Genomic DNA, 14,530 nt, shown 5'->3' with positions numbered 1-14,530 from the left:
AGAGGTCAGGCCTGCAGGCGCGGCAGGACCAGATCCTTGAGTTCGACGAGTTTGCCATGGAAGAAGTGGCTGCACTCGGGAACGCGGAGCAGTTCGTGAGGCAGGTCGAGGCTGGCGGACCAGGCGTAGACGCGCTCGGGGGTCACCACCTCGTCGGCTTCGGGCTGGATGACGGTGAGCCGGGCCCGGGTGGGCAGCCGGCCATCGACCGCGAAGCGCTCCACCGGCGGCGCCAGCATGAACAGCCGCGCCACGGGCACGCCTGCGCCTTCCAGGCGCCCGCCAAGGCAGGCGGCGACACAGGAGCCGAAGGAGAAGCCACAGAGGGTCAGGGGCAGGTCGGGATGGCGTTCGCGCAGCCAGGCCACGGCGGCCGCGGCATCGTCGATCTCGCCTTCGCCGCCGGCATGCACGCCGGTGCTGGCGCCGACGCCGCGGAAGTTGAATCTGAGGGTGGCCTGGCCGGCATCCCGGGCGATGCGCTGCAGGGTGGCGACCACCTTGTTCTGCATGGCGCCGCCATGGAGCGGATGGGGATGACAGAGCAACACCGCACCGGTGGGTTCGGCGGGACTCTGGTACAGCGCTTCCAGAGTGCCCGCGGGGCCCTCCAGCAGCAGGGATTCTTCACGGGCTGACACGCTTGACTCCGTGACCCCGGACGCACAGTGCTCATCCAAGGAGTTGATTTGATAGGGTCGATCCTGCGCGATGCCTGAGTGCGGGGTATGATGACGCCCAGCGAATGGCAGAAGACGCAACCCAGTGTACAGGCTCGCCGGTCTGCCGTTACCGTAAAGCAAAGCCGCTCATAGAGGAAGTTTCGTGGAACAGTCGCTCACTACCTGGTTGTTGCCCCTGCTCGCGCTGCTGATCGGGGTCGGGATAGGTTTTCTGCTGGCGCGCCTGCTGCCGGGTGCCGCGCCGAGCCGGGTGCAGCGCCAGCTGGATGACCTGCAGAAGAAGTTCGACGACTACCAGCACGAGGTCACCAGCCACTTCAGCACCACCGCCGGACTGGTGCGCAAGCTGACCCAGACCTACCAGGACATGCAGACCCACCTGTCCGAGGGCGCCGAGCGCCTGGCGCAGGACGAACTGACCCGCCAGCACCTGCTGGCCTCGCTGCACAGTGCCGAACAGCGCTATCCCACCAGCCGCGAGCGGATCGATGGTCCGACCGAAGCGCCGCGGGACTACGCGCCCAAGGGTGACGGCACCCCGGGCACCCTCGATGAAACCTACGGCGTGAAGAGCCGCGGTTGATCCAGGAGGCCGGGCACTGTCCCGGCCTTTTCCTTTCCTGCTTGGCCGTGCGGGTCCGGGTGCGACGCCCGGCCCTTTTCCGGCCCGACATGGCATAATCTGCGGTTGCAGTCTTTCGCAGGAGAACGCCATGCCCGTAGCGGCCGATGGCCTGAGCCTCTACGGCATCAAGGCCTGTGACACCATGAAGAAGGCCCGCCTGTGGCTCGACGAGCACGGCCAGGCCTATCACTTCCATGACTACAAGCAGAGCGGCATCGACCGCGAACGCCTGGCCGCCTGGTGCGCCGAGCACGGCTGGGACAAGGTGCTCAATCGCGCCGGCACCACCTTCCGCAAGCTCGACGACGCCCAGAAGGCCGACCTGGATACCGCCAAGGCCATCGACCTGATGCTGGCGCAGCCTTCGATGATCAAGCGACCCGTGCTCGATCTCGGCGACCGTACCCTGCTGGGCTTCAAGCCCGAGCTCTATGCCGCGGCCCTGAACTGAGCCCCGCGGCGATAGCCCCCAACGCATACCCCGCACCGACCGGATCGGTGCCTTTGTAAAGGATGAACAACATGTCGAATGCCCTCTTCAGTATCGCCTTCGGTGTCGGCACCCAGAACCGCCAGGACGCCTGGCTGGAAGTCTTCTATGCGCAGCCCCTGCTGAATCCCGCTGCCGAGTTGGTGGCGGCGGTCGCGCCGCTGCTCGACTACCAGGGCGGCAACCAGGCCATCGCCTTCGCCCCGGCCCAGGCCCGCGGCCTGGCCGAGGCCCTCAAGGGCATCGACCCGGTGCAGTCGGCGCTGCTGACCCGCCTGGCCGAGAGCACCAAGCCGCTGGTGGCGACCCTGCTGGCCGAAGATGCCGCGCCTGCCTCCACCCCCGAGGCCTACCTCAAGCTGCACCTGCTGTCCCACCGCCTGGTCAAGCCGCACGGCCTGAACCTGAGCGGCATCTTCGCCCTGCTGCCCAACGTGGCCTGGACCAACCAGGGCGCCGTGGACCTGGCCGAGCTGCCGGCCGAGCAGCTGGAAGCGCGCCTGCGCGGCAAGCTGCTGGAAGTCTTCTCGGTGGACAAATTCCCCAAGATGACCGACTACGTGGTGCCGGCTGGCGTGCGCATCGCCGATACCGCCCGCGTGCGCCTGGGTGCCTATGTGGGTGAAGGCACCACCGTGATGCACGAAGGCTTCGTCAACTTCAACGCCGGTACCGCCGGCCCCGGCATGATCGAAGGCCGCGTTTCCGCGGGCGTCTTCGTCGGCAAGGGCTCGGACCTGGGCGGCGGTTGCTCCACCATGGGCACCCTGTCGGGCGGCGGCAACATCATCATCAGCGTCGGCGAAGGCTGCCTGATCGGCGCCAACGCCGGCATCGGCATCCCGCTGGGCGATCGCTGCACCGTGGAATCCGGTCTCTATGTGACCGCCGGTACCAAGGTCGCCGTGCTGGATGACCAGAACCAGCGGGTGCGGGTAGTCAAGGCCCGTGAGCTGGCCGGTCAGAGCGATCTGCTGCTGCGCCGCAATTCGGAAACCGGCGCGGTCGAATGCAAGACCAACAAGACCGCCATCGAACTCAACGAAGCGCTGCACGCGCACAACTGAGTCCACCACCGGGCAGCCCGCCCCGCGCGGGCTACCCCGGAGCTGTCGCCATGTCGCTACCCTCTCCCTGGAGAGCCGAATTTCCGGCTTTCACCGCCTTCGCCGCCGATGGCATCACCTACCTCGACAGCGCCGCCACGGCGCAGAAGCCCCAGGTGGTGCTGGATGCCCTGCTGGCCAGCTATAGCCTGGGCGCGGCCAATGTGCACCGCGCCCAGCACTGGGCGGCCGAGCGTGCCACCGCCGCCTACGAAGGTGCGCGGGGACGGGTCGCCGCCTGGCTGGGCGCCGCCTCGCCGCACGAGGTGGTGCTGACGCGCGGGGCCACCGAGGCGCTCAACCTGCTGGCCTATGGCCTGGAAGAGACCTTCAGCCCGGGCGACGAAATCCTCATCAGTGCCCTGGAGCACCATGCCAACCTGCTGCCCTGGCAGCAGCTGGCGCGGCGGCGGGGCCTGCAGCTGAAGGTGATCCCGCTGACGCCCGGCGGCCATCTCGATCTACAGGCCGCCGAGGCCTTGCTGGGACCCAGGACCCGCCTGGTCGCGGTCAGCCAGCTGTCCAATGTGCTGGGCACATGGCAGCCGCTGGCCGAACTGGCCGAACGGGTACGGGCCCGGTCGCCGGCCTGGCTGGTGGTGGATGGCGCCCAGGGCGCGGTTCATGGCCGGCATCGCCCGGCCGACTTCGACGCCGATTTCTATGCCTTCTCCGGCCACAAGCTCTATGCCCCCGAGGCCATCGGCGTGCTCTGGGGCAAGGCCGAGTGCCTGGCGCAGCTCAGGCCCTGGCAATTCGGTGGCGAGATGGTGCGGCACACCTCCTTCAGCGAGGCCCAGTTCCATGCCGCCCCCATGGGCTTCGAGGCCGGCACGCCGCCCATCGGCGCGGCCATCGCCCTGGGGGCGGCGGTCGACTGGTTGCAAGGGCAGGACGAGACGCTGATCCGCGGTCACGAGCAGGCGCTGAGCCTGAAGCTGCTGGCCGGGCTGGCCGCCCGCGAGGGCGTCCGCGTGCTGGGTGAACCCCAGATCGCCCTGGCCAGCTTCCAGGTCGAGGGGGTCGACGTCGGTGATCTCTCCCACCTGCTGGGTGAACAGGGCATCGCCGTACGAGCCGGTCAGCACTGCGCCATGCCGCTGTTCCAGACCCTGCGGACGCCCGGTGCGTTGCGGGTGTCCCTGGGCCTGTACAACGACGCCGAGGATCTGCAGCGCTTCTTCACCGCGCTGGACAACGCCCTGGAGCTCTTGCGATGAATCTGCTTCCCGATGCGGCGGAAGCCCGCCGCGCCTTCGTCATCGCCAAGGGCTGGGAAGCGCGTTCGCGCCTGCTGCTGCAATGGGCCGAGCGCCTGCCGGCGGTAGCGGAGGAGCGTGACGAAGACCTGGTGCAAGGCTGTGAAAGCCGCGTGCGCCTGACCCATGAGGCCCAGGGTGATCGTCACTTCTTCCGCGCGAGCAGCGAGTCCCGGGTGCTCAAGGGGCTGCTCGCCGTGGTACTGGTGCGCGCCAATGGGCTGACCCGGGAGGAACTGGGCCGGCTCGACATCCATGGCTGGCTGGGCGAACTCGGCCTGGAGCGGCAGCTGTCGCAGTCACGCAGCAATGGCCTGAACGCGGTGCTGGCGCGAATGCGCGAACTGGCGGCCTAACCCTCCCCGGCCGCCGGATTGCGCCGCGCCCGGAAGAAGTCGGTCAGCACCTGGCCGCAGGCCTCGGCCAGCACCCCACCCTCCACCAGCACGCGGTGGTTGAGGAAATCCTGCTCGAAGAAGCGCCCGCGACTCTGGGCCATGCCGGCGCGGGGTTCGCTGGCGCCATAGACCAGCCGCTGGATGCGGCTGTGGACGATCAGCCCGGCGCACATGCTGCAGGGCTCCAGGGTCACGTAGAGGGTGGCACCGGGTAACCGATAGTTGGCCAGGCGCGCCGCGGCAGCGCGGATGGCCTGCATCTCGGCGTGGGCGCTGGGGTCATGGGCGCCGATGGGGCTGTTGAAGCCGCGACCGACGATCTCCCCTTCGAGCACCACCACGGCGCCGACCGGGACCTCGCCTTGCAGGGCGCCCCGTTCCGCCAGGGTGAGCGCCTCACGCATGAAGCGATCATCCTGACTGCGGTCGACGATGGGCAAGGGACGGAAGCGGGCCATGGAGGAGAACTCGAAGCAAAGGCCCATGATACCGCGCCCGACCGTCGAGATCAGTCGCGGCACTCCGAGCTCGGCTGTGCGACGCTCGACAAAAAGGCATCACAGTAATAGTTATTGAACAAATCAAATGAAAGAATGGCTAGGAGCCGGCCCGGGCATTTTTGTGACACTCATCACATCACCGGTCATTCGACGACTAAACTTCAACGGTCGAGGCCACCCGTGGTCCTATTCAAGAGTTCATCTGAGACAGACGCATGATTGCTGCACCGCCCGGTCAGTCGCTGCAAAGCTGTGAAAGCGAGCCGATCCGCATCCCAGGCGCGATCCAGGCGCATGGCTATCTGCTCGCCTTCGATGTGGTGGAGCAGCGGGTGAAGCACATCAGCCGCAACCTGCCCGAGCTGCTCGCGAGACCGGAAGTCGAGCTGCTGGACCGCCCCCTGGGCCAGGTCCTGCCTGCCGACCTCCATGAACAGGTCCAGCAGGCCCTGACCCTGGAGCACCTGGAGGAAGCCAATCCCCTCGGCTGGACCCGCCCGACCCGGGACATGGATGTGATCCTGCATCGCAGCCATGGCCTGGTCTTCATGGAGTTCGAGCCGGATGACCATGGCGGCGTCGAGCCTGCCGGCCTGGCCCGTGCCCTGGCGCGCCTGCAGCAGGCGCGCACCCTGCCCGAACTCTGCGCCGGCGCGGTACGCGAGGTGCGGGCCCTGACCGGCTTCGACCGGGTGGTGGTCTATCGCTTCGACGATGGCGGCGATGGCCAGGTGGTCGCCGAGGACCGCATCGAGGACATCGACAGCTACCTGGGCATGCATTTCCCGGCGAGCGACATCCCGGCCCAGGCCCGCGCCCTCTATCACGAGAACTGGATTCGCAACATTCCCGATGCCCAGTACGAGGCGGTGCCCCTGGTACCCGCCTACCTGCATGGCACCGCCCACGATCCCATCGACCTGACTCACGCGGTATTGCGCAGCGTCTCCCCCATCCATTGCCAGTACGTGCGCAACCAGGGCCTGCGGGCGTCCATGAGCGTCTCGCTGATCAGCGACGACAAGCTCTGGGGCCTGATCAGCTGCGGCCATCGCGAGCCGCTGTACCTGCCGTTTCGTACGCGCATGGCGTGCCGCTCGGTCGGGGTACTGGTCTCGCTGATGATCCGCGCCCTGGAAAATCGCCAGGTGCAGCGCGAAATCGACGCTCGCGAGGCGCAACTCGCCGGCCTGATCCAGGCGATGTGCGATTCCCGTGGCGAAGTCCTGAGCGGGCTGTGCGAGCGGGCGACGGATCTGCTGGAGCTGGTGGATGCCGCGGGCGCCGCGGTGCTGGTGGAAGACGAGCTGGTCACCCTGGGCGATTGCCCGACCGCCGAGGACATCCGCCTGCTCGCGGCCTGGGTCACCACGGAGATGGATACCTCCGGCATCTATGCCAACCGCTGCCTGGCCGACGAGGTGCCCGATGCGCGCCGCTACAGTGACCGGGCCAGCGGCATCCTGGCCCTGGCGCTGCCCAAGCCGGTGCGCAACCTGGTGCTCTGGTTCCGCCCCGAGATCGTGACCACCGTGGTCTGGAGCGGCAATCCGGCCAAGCTGGAACCCACCGCCGCCGCGCCGGGCTCCGGGCTCAACTATCCCCATCCGCGGCGCTCCTTCGACGCCTGGAAGGAACTGGTACGGCTGCGTTCCGAGCGCTGGCGGTCGTCCGACCTGTTCGCGGCCAAGGACCTGCGCCGCTCGGCCATCGAACTGGACCTGGCCCGCCAGGTGGAGCGTGAGCGCCAGGCGGTGCGCCTGCGCGACGAGATCGTCGCGGCGGTCTCCCACGACCTGCGCAGCCCCATCACCATCATCCTGATGAAGACCGGCATGCTGCAGCGCCTGCTGGAAAAGCTGGCAGTGGGTGATGACCGCCTGCCGGCGTCGCTGGAGGTGATAGAGACCGCCGCCAACCGCATGAACGCCCTGATCAGCGACCTGCTGGACCTGTCGAAGATAGAATCCGATCGGCTGGCGCTGGATCTCAAGGCGGCGCGGTTGGTGGATGTCTGCGCCCAGCCCATCCTGCTGTCGCGCCCACTGGCGGAGAGCAAGACGATCAGCCTGGAATACGCCGCCGATGCCGACATCCAGGTGCTGGCGGAGCCCGAACGCATCTTCCAAGTGCTGATGAACCTGCTCGGCAATGCCATCAAGTTCACCGCGCCAGGCGGGCTGGTGCAGCTCGGCATGCGCCGCGTCGGTGACATGGCGGAGATCAGCGTGGCGGACAACGGCCGCGGCATGAACCAGGCGCAGCAGGCACGGGTGTTCGAGCGCTTCTGGCACGTCCAGGAAGACAACCCCACCGGGCACGGGCTGGGGCTGTATATCGCCAAGGGCATCGTCGAGGCCCATGGCGGCGAACTGAGCGTCACCAGTGCTCTTGGTCAGGGCAGCACCTTCAGCTTCACCCTGCCACTTGCGCCCCAGGCGGCCGCGTAACGAAAGAAAAGCCCCGGTGGCCGACAGCGACGTTGAAACCACCGGGGGAGCGCTGGGCTCGCGATAATGGACGCGCGGGAAACCCCTCGAATTCCCGCCTTTCGTCGGCCCACAGGGTCATTTCCTTCAATACCGCCCACCGGTACGCTCGCTAGGGTCAGGTCTCCCCTTCACCGAGACCTCACGATGACCCTGATCCTGTCCATGGCCGCCTTCGCGCTGGTAGCCTCGCTCTCCCCCGGCCCGGTCAACCTGGTCGGTTTCAACACCGGCCTCACCCATGGCTGGCGCCCGGCGCTGTGGCATGTCGCCGGGGCGACCCTGGGCTTCGTCGTCCTGCTGCTGGCGGTCGGCCTCGGCCTGCACGAGGTACTGGCCGCCTGGCCGCTGCTGCTCGACGTGCTGCGCCTGGCCGGGGCGCTGTTCCTGCTGTACCTGGCCTGGAAACTGGCCCGGGCGCCAGGCGACCTGGGGACTGGACGGCTCGCCCACTGCCCGGGCTTTCGCGATGGCGCCCTGCTGCAGTGGCTCAACCCCAAGGCCTGGCTGGCCGCCGCGGCCGGGGTGGCGCTGTTCGTCGGCGAGGATCGCGGACGCCTGGCGCTGTTCGCCGGCCTCTACCTGGTGATCTGCTTCGCCTCCCTCGCCTGCTGGGCGGTGGCCGGCGAGCTGCTGCGAGGACGAGCCTTGACCGCCGGGCGACTGCAACTGCTCAATCGCGCCCTCGCCGCGCTGCTGGTGCTCTGCGCCGCCTCGCTGCTATGGGAGGGCTGAGGCGGCGCGGTACTGGCCGGGCGTCGCCGCCACCAGGCGCTTGAAGGTGCGTTGCAGGTGAGCCTGGTCGGCGAAGCCGGTGGCCAGGGCCACCTCGGCCAGCGCCTCGCCCTGGCGCAGCCGTTGCCGAGCCAGGCGGATCCGGCGATCGATCAGATAGGCATGGGGCGTGAGCCCGTAGCGCCGGCGGAAGCTGCGGATCAGCTGGGTAGCGGACAGCTGCGCGACCTGGCTGAGCTGCTCCAGGCTGACCCCTTCGCCGCAATGGGCGTCGAGGAACTCGGCGACGCGACGCAGGCGGCGATCCTCGCGCGCCAGGGCTGGCTTGGCGGGCATTCGTCCCAGCCGGGCCAGGACCGCCTCGAAGTACAGCAGGGCCCGGCTCTGGCGCTGCAGGGTGGTGCTCGCGGGGTCGATCAGGCAGGCATGCAGGGCTTCCAGCCCGAGGTAGAGCGACTCGTCCTGGGACAGCTGCACCGCCAGCGGCTGGAAGTCCGCGGCGGCCCGCCCCTGCAACCCGGCCAACCAGCCGGCATCCACGTGCAGCATCCGATAACGCCAGGCGTCCTCGCCCTGGGGATTGCAGGCATGGACGTCACCGGGATTCATCAGCACCAGGGTGCCCGCCCCGACCAGTTCGCGGGTGGGGCCATTGTGATAGCGGCTGCGGCCGCCCAGCACGGTCCCGATGGAGAAGGTCTCGTGGGAATGGGGCGCATAGCAGAGCGCCCGGCCGTCCTGGATGGAGCGGGCCTCCAGAAAGGGCAGCGCGGGGTCGCGCCAGAAGCGGGGTACGGCGGTGCCGGTAGCGGTCATGCGGCGAGGATTCCGGGACGACGGACCGGATCAGTCTAGACGGCGTCCCGGAGCGAGGAAAGCCGGGCGCTCAGCGGGTGGCGGCGTCCTCGGCCTCTTCCAGCAGCACATCGGCGGTGATGAGGTAGTCGGCATCCGGGTGCAGTTCGGCGCCCAGGGCCAGTTGCTGCGCGGCGGCGGCCAGGGTCGGGGCGCCCTGGTAGGTGGCGTTGAGTTCGGCCAGCAGCAGGCCCATGTCCTTGTGCATCAGCGCCGCCGGGAATTGCGGGGCGAAGTCGCCCTCGCGCAGGGCGGCCAGCTTGCGCTGGTGATGGGGCGAGAGCACCGCCAGGTCGCCGAAGACCTCGAACAGCACCTCGGCATCCAGGCCCGCGCGGGTGGCATAGGCCAGGGCTTCGGCCAGGGCGGCGAGACCGGCGCCCATCAGGCCGTTGATGGCCAGCTTGATGGCGGCGCCCTGCCCGGTCGGGCCGACGTGGTGCACCGCCTTGCCCAGGGTTTCGAGGATCGGCCGTGCACGTTCCACCGCCTCGGGTTCGCCACCGGCCAGGACCACCAACTGGGCCTTTTCCGCCTCAGGGGTGCTGCCGGACACCGGCGCCTCGACCACGGCAATGCCGCGGGCGCGGCCGGCCTGCTCCAGGCGCAAGGCCAGGGCCGGCGAGTTGGTGCTGGTGTTGATCAGCAGGCGCCCGGCTTCCAGGCGGGCCAGGATGCCATCGGGGCCGAGCAGGACCTGTTCGAGGATGGCGTCGTTGGGCAGCGAGACGATCACCACCTCGGCCTGGGGCAGCAGCGTCGCCAGCGGCTCCATGGGCGTTCCGTGGCGCTCGCCGTCCTGCTGGTGCTCGGCATAGGCGCGAACGGTATGACCGGCCTCGCGGAGGTTGGCGCCCATGCGCTGGGCCATGGCACCGAAGCCGATGAAACCGATCGAGGGATGGGCGGACATGGCGAGACTCCTGGGTAAGGGGTGGGTGGTATCTCGACTGCCGCCCCGGGCCGGGGTTCCGCTCCCCAGGCGTGCTAGATCCCGCTGAACCAGTTGTAGCCCTGGTCTTCCCAATAGCCGCCGGGATAGTCGTTGGTCACGAACAGCGCCTGGATGTGCTTGGGATTCTTGAAGCCGAGCTTGGTCGGCATCCGCAGGCGCAGCGGGTAGCCATAGTCCGGCGGCAGGGCCACCTGGCCGAAGTCCAGCGCCAAGAGGGTCTGGGGATGCAGCGCCGAGGCCATGTCGATGCTGGAGTAGTAGCGGTCGGCGCACTTGAAGCCGACGTACTTGGCCGTGGTGTCGGCGCCGATGCGTTCGAGGAAGGTGCGTAGCGGCACCCCGCCCCACTGGCCGATGGCGCTCCAGCCTTCGATGCAGATGAAGCGGGTGATGTCGGCCCGTTGTGGCAGGCGGCGCAGGTCTTCCAGGGTCCAGGCCTGCTTGTTGGCGACCAGGCCGGAGACCTCCAGGCGGTAGTCGCTGAGGTCCACTTCCGGGACGTTGTATTCGGGGTAGAAGGCATTGAAGGGAAAGGGATTGGTGATCTGGCTGGCGGCGAAGGTCGGCGCCAGGCGCTCGCGGCCGAACAGCCAGGCCTGCACCCGGTCGTTGAAGCGCGACATGGACCAGAGCACCTTGTCGACGCTGTCGCCGTCCTGCAGGTTGCAGCCGCTGAGCATGGCCAGGGCACCCACGGTGAGACCCTGCTTGAGCAGCAGCCGTCGCTGCAGGTTCTCCACCTGCCGCTGTTGCGCCGGTTCCAGGCGCAGTCGTTCACGCCGACTCATCGTTCACCTCCTCGTGCGCCCGGCCGGTGATCATCGGCGGCAGGGTGCGGGGGACCAGGATGACCAGGGCCAGGTGCACGACGACGAAGGCGCCGATGCCGGCCATGGCGAAGAAATGCACGTAGCGGGCAGTGTCGAAGCCGCCCAGCAGCGCGGCCAGGCCCTGCAACTGCACCGGCTTCCAGATGGCCAGCCCCGAGAGCACCACCAGTACCCCGAGCGCCAGCACGCCCCAGTACAGCAACCGCTGCACGGCGTTGTAGGTGCCCAACCGGTGGCCAAGACGCAGGCGCACGGCGGCGGCGAAGTCCCGGCCGATGGCCCGCGGCGAGAGCGGCAGGAAATCGCGGCGGAAATGCCCGCTGAGCAGCCCATAGAGCAGATAGACCAGGCCATTCACCAGCAGCAGCCAGAACACCGCCAGGTGCCAGGCGATGGCACCACCCAGCCAGCCGCCAAGGGTCGCCCAGGCGGGAAAGGTGAAGGGGAACAGCGGCGAGGCGTTGTAGATCGCCCAGCCGCTCATGAACATGCAGGGCATTGCCAGGGCATTGAGCCAGTGGGTGAGGCGCACCGGCCAGCGGTGCACCAGGCGCCGTCGCGAGGTGGTCATGGGGTTCCCCTCCACGGAAAGTTGGACGCGGTCGCCAGGCGACCGCTTAACTACATGGACTATTCAAAGCCTTGCGAGCTAGCGCCAAACAAGGCGAAAGGCACTGAGGAAGCGGAGTTTACGAATGGTAAATGAGCATTCCGAAGGGCTTTTCAACGCCGTTTGGCCGACGCGCAGCTGGCTTTGGGTAGTTCATTACATGGGCGGCGTGAAACCGTCCTTACCGATGGCCACGCCCTTGACGTGCTTGCCGTCTTCGGCGGGGAACAGCACCACCTTGGCGCCGGGCTTGAGCAGACTGCGGTCGCCCTTCTCGACGTAGGCGATGGGCACGTCTTCCGGCACCACCAGCTGCTTCTCGCCACCCTTGTACTGCACGGTGAGGGTGCGGCCGTTGGCCTTCTTGAGTTCACCCACGGTGCCGTTGGTCATGGTGCCGGTGCTGCCGTCGGCATTCTCCCAGCCGTAGTGGCCTTCGCCGGAGCCACGCAAGCTGGCTTCGAAGACCGTCACCTCCAGCGCCTTGAGGGTGCCGTCGGACTGAGGGGTGGCGGCCGAGCCGATGAAGCTGTTGGCTTCGATGCGGTCCAGGTTGGCCTTGGACACGGCGCGGTAGCTGGTCTTGTCGTCCAGCATCAGGGATTGGTGGGCGCCGCCGCGGGTGGTGACGGCCAGGGTGTCGCCCTGGACGCTGTCCACGGTGCCACGCAACGGCTTGACGGTGGGCATGGGCGCGGCCTGGGCCAGCAGGGCGCTGCTGGCGAGCAGCAGGGCAAGGGAACCGCGGAGCAGGGTCTGGGTACGCATGAAGCCTCCTGGGATAGGGAATCGCCCCGCCACAGTGCGACGCGTGGGGGGTCAGCAAGATGACCGGCGAATGACAAAAATGTCACCCAACCAAGCGACCGGAGGACCTACCATTACGCCATGCACATTCTCCTCATCGAAGACGACCAGAAGACCGGCGAGTACCTGAAGAAGGGCCTCGGCGAATCCGGCTACGCGGTCGACTGGACCCAGCACGGCGCCGACGGCCTGCACCTGGCCCTCGAGGGCCGCTACGACCTGGTCATCCTCGACGTGATGCTGCCCGGTATCGACGGCTGGCAGATCATGGAAGTGCTGCGCAAGAAACTCGACGTGCCGGTACTCTTCCTCACCGCCCGCGACGGCCTGCAGGACCGCATCCGCGGCCTGGAGCTGGGCGCCGACGACTACCTGGTCAAGCCCTTCTCCTTCGTCGAATTGCTGCTGCGCATCCGCACCCTGCTGCGCCGCGGCGTGGTCCGCGAGCCCGAGCACTTCCACCTGGCCGATCTGCAGCTGGACCTGCTGCGGCGGCGGGTGACCCGCGGCGATGACCTCATCGTGCTGACCAACAAGGAATTCGCCCTGCTGCACCTGTTGCTGCGCCGCGAAGGCGAGGTGCTGTCGCGCACCCTGATCGCCGCCGAGGTCTGGGACATGAATTTCGACAGCGACACCAACGTGGTGGACGTGGCCATCAAGCGGCTGCGGGCCAAGGTCGACAACCCCTACCCGGTCAAGCTCATCCACACCGTGCGCGGCATCGGCTACGTCTGCGAGGTCCGCCCTTGAGCGCGCGCTCCCCCTCGCTGATCCTGCGCGCCACCCTGGGCTTCGCCCTGGTGGCGCTGCTCGCCGTGGGCGGCGCCGGGCTGTTCCTCTACCACAGCCTGCAACGCACCGTGCTGGAGCGCGCCGACTACGCCCTGCTCGGCCGCCTGGCGCATTTCCGCAGCCTGCTCAGTACCGACCTGTCGCTGGAGACCCTCGGCCACAGCCCCCAGCTGTTCTCGAACATGCTGGGCAACGAGCAGGACGTCTTTCTCATCGGCACCCCGGGCGCCAAGCCGGTGATCGCCTCCAATCCGCTGAACATCGCCCTCCCCGAGCTCGCCGTGGTGCCCCAGACGCGACGGCCGACGCCGGCCGATCTGCGCGAAGGCACCCTGGCCGACGGCACGCGCTGGCGCGCCGCCCGGGTCGCGGTGAACACCGCCGACGGCCCGGTGGAACTCACCGCCGCCCATGTGCTGAATCGCGAGGACGCCACCCTGGCCGACTTCCGCCTGGGCCTGCTCGGCGCCGTGACCCTGGCCTTCCTCGCTACCGCCGGCCTCGGCTACCTGCTGCTGCGCCGTGGACTGGCGCCCTTGCGGCGCATCGCCCGGCACGCCGGCGGCATCACCCCGACGCGCCTGGCCGCGCCCCTGGACCTGGCCGATGCGCCCCGCGAGTTGCAACCGCTGGTGGAAAACTACAACGCCATGCTGGCGCGCCTGGCCGACGGCTATGGCCGGCTGGTGCAATTCTCCGCCGACCTCGCCCACGAGATCCGTACCCCGATCAACGCCCTCATGGGCCACACCGAGGTCGCCCTGCGCCAGGTGCGCGGCAGCGAGGAATACCAGACGCTGCTGGAATCCAACCTGGAAGAGCTGGAACGCATCTCCCGCCTGGTGGAAAGCATCCTGTTCCTGGCCCGCGCCGACGATGCCCAGGCGGTCCTCGCGCCCCAGCCGCTGGCGCTGGCCGAGGAACTGACCCGCATCGCCGACTACTTCGAAGGCCCGGCCGACGAGCGCGGCCTGAGGATCGTCGTCGCCGGCAGCGGCCAGGTGGTCGCCGATCCGCTGCTGGTGCGCCGCGCCCTGAGCAACCTGGTGGCCAATGCCATCCGCTACGCCGAGCCGGATGGCGAGATCCGCCTGGAGGCGGCGGGTGGGCGGATTCGCGTCAGCAATGCCGGTCCCGCCCTGGCGCCGGAGCAGCTGAGACGGCTGTTCGACCGCTTCTACCGCGCCGATCCGTCGCGCCATCAGCCCCATGACTCCAACGGCCTGGGGCTGGCCATCGTCGCGGCGATCATGCGCCTGCACGGCGGCCGCGCCGAGGTCGAGCAGGACGCGCGGGGCATCCATTTCAGCCTGGTCTTCCCGACGCCGGCGGGCTGAGCCAGGTCGCGGATAGCGACCTATCGCTCAAACCACGCAACCGCCCGTCACCAAAG

Annotated in this window: 16 protein-coding genes; 9 read left to right on the top strand and 7 right to left on the bottom strand. The window is 68.4% G+C overall.

Translation table 11 applies throughout. The features are described from left to right. Window positions 1-5: 5 nt before the first annotated feature. A complete protein-coding gene (locus FSV73_RS15450) occupies window positions 6-641 on the bottom strand; it encodes an alpha/beta hydrolase (RefSeq protein WP_145008736.1) in 636 nt (211 codons plus the stop codon). Window positions 642-825: 184 nt separating this feature from the next. Between FSV73_RS15450 and FSV73_RS15445 the strand changes: the two genes are divergently transcribed. From FSV73_RS15445 to FSV73_RS15425, 5 genes are all read left to right on the top strand, one after another. After that, window positions 826-1,266, top strand: coding sequence for a YhcB family protein (locus tag FSV73_RS15445; protein WP_145008735.1), 441 nt, complete (start codon window positions 826-828; stop codon window positions 1,264-1,266). Between the two features lie 130 nt (window positions 1,267-1,396). Then, window positions 1,397-1,759, top strand: a complete 363-nt coding sequence (locus FSV73_RS15440; RefSeq protein ID WP_145008734.1) for an ArsC family reductase — start codon at window positions 1,397-1,399, stop codon at window positions 1,757-1,759. Between the two features lie 71 nt (window positions 1,760-1,830). Then, complete coding sequence (gene dapD, locus FSV73_RS15435) at window positions 1,831-2,865, top strand: 2,3,4,5-tetrahydropyridine-2,6-dicarboxylate N-succinyltransferase (protein WP_145008733.1); 1,035 nt, start codon at window positions 1,831-1,833, stop codon at window positions 2,863-2,865. 50 nt (window positions 2,866-2,915) lie between these two features. Beyond that, window positions 2,916-4,124 (top strand): aminotransferase class V-fold PLP-dependent enzyme, encoded by a 1,209-nt coding sequence (locus FSV73_RS15430; RefSeq protein WP_145008732.1) that lies wholly within the window; start codon window positions 2,916-2,918, stop codon window positions 4,122-4,124. Beyond that, window positions 4,121-4,519, top strand: coding sequence for a SufE family protein (locus FSV73_RS15425; RefSeq protein WP_145008731.1), 399 nt, complete (start codon window positions 4,121-4,123; stop codon window positions 4,517-4,519). Before FSV73_RS15430 ends, FSV73_RS15425 begins: the two co-directional genes overlap by 4 nt. Here FSV73_RS15425 and tadA read toward each other — a convergent pair. Beyond that, the gene (tadA, locus tag FSV73_RS15420) at window positions 4,516-5,019 is read right to left on the bottom strand and encodes a tRNA adenosine(34) deaminase TadA (RefSeq protein ID WP_145008730.1); all 504 of its coding nucleotides are present in this window, start codon (window positions 5,017-5,019) and stop codon (window positions 4,516-4,518) included. The two genes, FSV73_RS15425 and tadA, sit on opposite strands and share 4 nt — an antisense overlap. Window positions 5,020-5,276: 257 nt before the next feature. Here tadA and FSV73_RS15415 point away from each other — a divergent pair, with 257 nt between their 5' ends. Beyond that, a complete protein-coding gene (locus FSV73_RS15415) occupies window positions 5,277-7,511 on the top strand; it encodes an ATP-binding protein (RefSeq protein WP_145008729.1) in 2,235 nt (744 codons plus the stop codon). Between the two features lie 186 nt (window positions 7,512-7,697). Then, window positions 7,698-8,285, top strand: coding sequence for a LysE family translocator (locus FSV73_RS15410; protein ID WP_145008728.1), 588 nt, complete (start codon window positions 7,698-7,700; stop codon window positions 8,283-8,285). On the opposite strand, the gene FSV73_RS15405 is transcribed toward FSV73_RS15410, so the two are convergent. The 5 genes from FSV73_RS15405 to FSV73_RS15385 all read right to left on the bottom strand — a co-directional run bounded on the left by FSV73_RS15405 (window position 8,271) and on the right by FSV73_RS15385 (window position 12,303). Next, a complete protein-coding gene (locus FSV73_RS15405; protein ID WP_145008727.1) occupies window positions 8,271-9,101 on the bottom strand; it encodes an AraC family transcriptional regulator in 831 nt (276 codons plus the stop codon). The genes FSV73_RS15410 and FSV73_RS15405 overlap by 15 nt on opposite strands. A gap of 70 nt (window positions 9,102-9,171) precedes the next feature. Further along, entirely contained in the window at window positions 9,172-10,053 is an 882-nt protein-coding gene (locus tag FSV73_RS15400) for an NAD(P)-dependent oxidoreductase (RefSeq protein ID WP_145008726.1), read from the bottom strand. A 74-nt stretch (window positions 10,054-10,127) separates the two neighbouring features. Then, window positions 10,128-10,883, bottom strand: coding sequence for a molybdopterin-dependent oxidoreductase (locus FSV73_RS15395; protein ID WP_145008725.1), 756 nt, complete (start codon window positions 10,881-10,883; stop codon window positions 10,128-10,130). Then, window positions 10,870-11,496 (bottom strand): cytochrome b/b6 domain-containing protein, encoded by a 627-nt coding sequence (locus tag FSV73_RS15390; protein WP_145008724.1) that lies wholly within the window; start codon window positions 11,494-11,496, stop codon window positions 10,870-10,872. The genes FSV73_RS15395 and FSV73_RS15390 overlap by 14 nt, the downstream gene beginning before the upstream one ends. Before the next feature lie 195 nt (window positions 11,497-11,691). Then, window positions 11,692-12,303 carry a hypothetical protein gene (locus FSV73_RS15385; RefSeq protein ID WP_145008723.1) on the bottom strand — a complete coding sequence of 204 codons (612 nt, stop codon included), beginning with the start codon at window positions 12,301-12,303 and terminating at the stop codon, window positions 11,692-11,694. 120 nt (window positions 12,304-12,423) lie between these two features. Between FSV73_RS15385 and FSV73_RS15380 the strand changes: the two genes are divergently transcribed. Together FSV73_RS15380 and FSV73_RS15375 are read left to right on the top strand one after the other, a co-directional pair. Continuing rightward, window positions 12,424-13,095, top strand: coding sequence for a heavy metal response regulator transcription factor (locus tag FSV73_RS15380; RefSeq protein WP_145008722.1), 672 nt, complete (start codon window positions 12,424-12,426; stop codon window positions 13,093-13,095). Further along, window positions 13,092-14,474: a heavy metal sensor histidine kinase gene (locus FSV73_RS15375; RefSeq protein ID WP_145008721.1), complete on the top strand. Its 1,383-nt coding sequence runs from the start codon at window positions 13,092-13,094 to the stop codon at window positions 14,472-14,474. The genes FSV73_RS15380 and FSV73_RS15375 overlap by 4 nt, the downstream gene beginning before the upstream one ends. The last annotated feature ends 56 nt before the right edge of the window (window positions 14,475-14,530 follow it).

It is taken from the genome of Pseudomonas oryzihabitans (assembly GCF_007665395.1).
In the GTDB taxonomy this organism is placed as follows: Bacteria; Pseudomonadota; Gammaproteobacteria; order Pseudomonadales; family Pseudomonadaceae; genus Chryseomonas; species Chryseomonas psychrotolerans_C.
This window is presented reverse-complemented; position numbering and strand designations above follow the sequence as displayed.

Coding starts and splice junctions, on each gene's coding strand:
- FSV73_RS15440 (WP_145008734.1), top strand. CDS start 1,397: ATGCCCGTAGCGGCCGATGGCCTGAGCCTCTACGGCATCAAGGCCTGT.
- dapD (WP_145008733.1), top strand. CDS start 1,831: ATGTCGAATGCCCTCTTCAGTATCGCCTTCGGTGTCGGCACCCAGAAC.
- FSV73_RS15430 (WP_145008732.1), top strand. CDS start 2,916: ATGTCGCTACCCTCTCCCTGGAGAGCCGAATTTCCGGCTTTCACCGCC.
- FSV73_RS15425 (WP_145008731.1), top strand. CDS start 4,121: ATGAATCTGCTTCCCGATGCGGCGGAAGCCCGCCGCGCCTTCGTCATC.
- tadA (WP_145008730.1), bottom strand. CDS start 5,019: ATGGCCCGCTTCCGTCCCTTGCCCATCGTCGACCGCAGTCAGGATGAT.
- FSV73_RS15415 (WP_145008729.1), top strand. CDS start 5,277: ATGATTGCTGCACCGCCCGGTCAGTCGCTGCAAAGCTGTGAAAGCGAG.
- FSV73_RS15410 (WP_145008728.1), top strand. CDS start 7,698: ATGACCCTGATCCTGTCCATGGCCGCCTTCGCGCTGGTAGCCTCGCTC.
- FSV73_RS15405 (WP_145008727.1), bottom strand. CDS start 9,101: ATGACCGCTACCGGCACCGCCGTACCCCGCTTCTGGCGCGACCCCGCG.
- FSV73_RS15400 (WP_145008726.1), bottom strand. CDS start 10,053: ATGTCCGCCCATCCCTCGATCGGTTTCATCGGCTTCGGTGCCATGGCC.
- FSV73_RS15395 (WP_145008725.1), bottom strand. CDS start 10,883: ATGAGTCGGCGTGAACGACTGCGCCTGGAACCGGCGCAACAGCGGCAG.
- FSV73_RS15390 (WP_145008724.1), bottom strand. CDS start 11,496: ATGACCACCTCGCGACGGCGCCTGGTGCACCGCTGGCCGGTGCGCCTC.
- FSV73_RS15385 (WP_145008723.1), bottom strand. CDS start 12,303: ATGCGTACCCAGACCCTGCTCCGCGGTTCCCTTGCCCTGCTGCTCGCC.
- FSV73_RS15380 (WP_145008722.1), top strand. CDS start 12,424: ATGCACATTCTCCTCATCGAAGACGACCAGAAGACCGGCGAGTACCTG.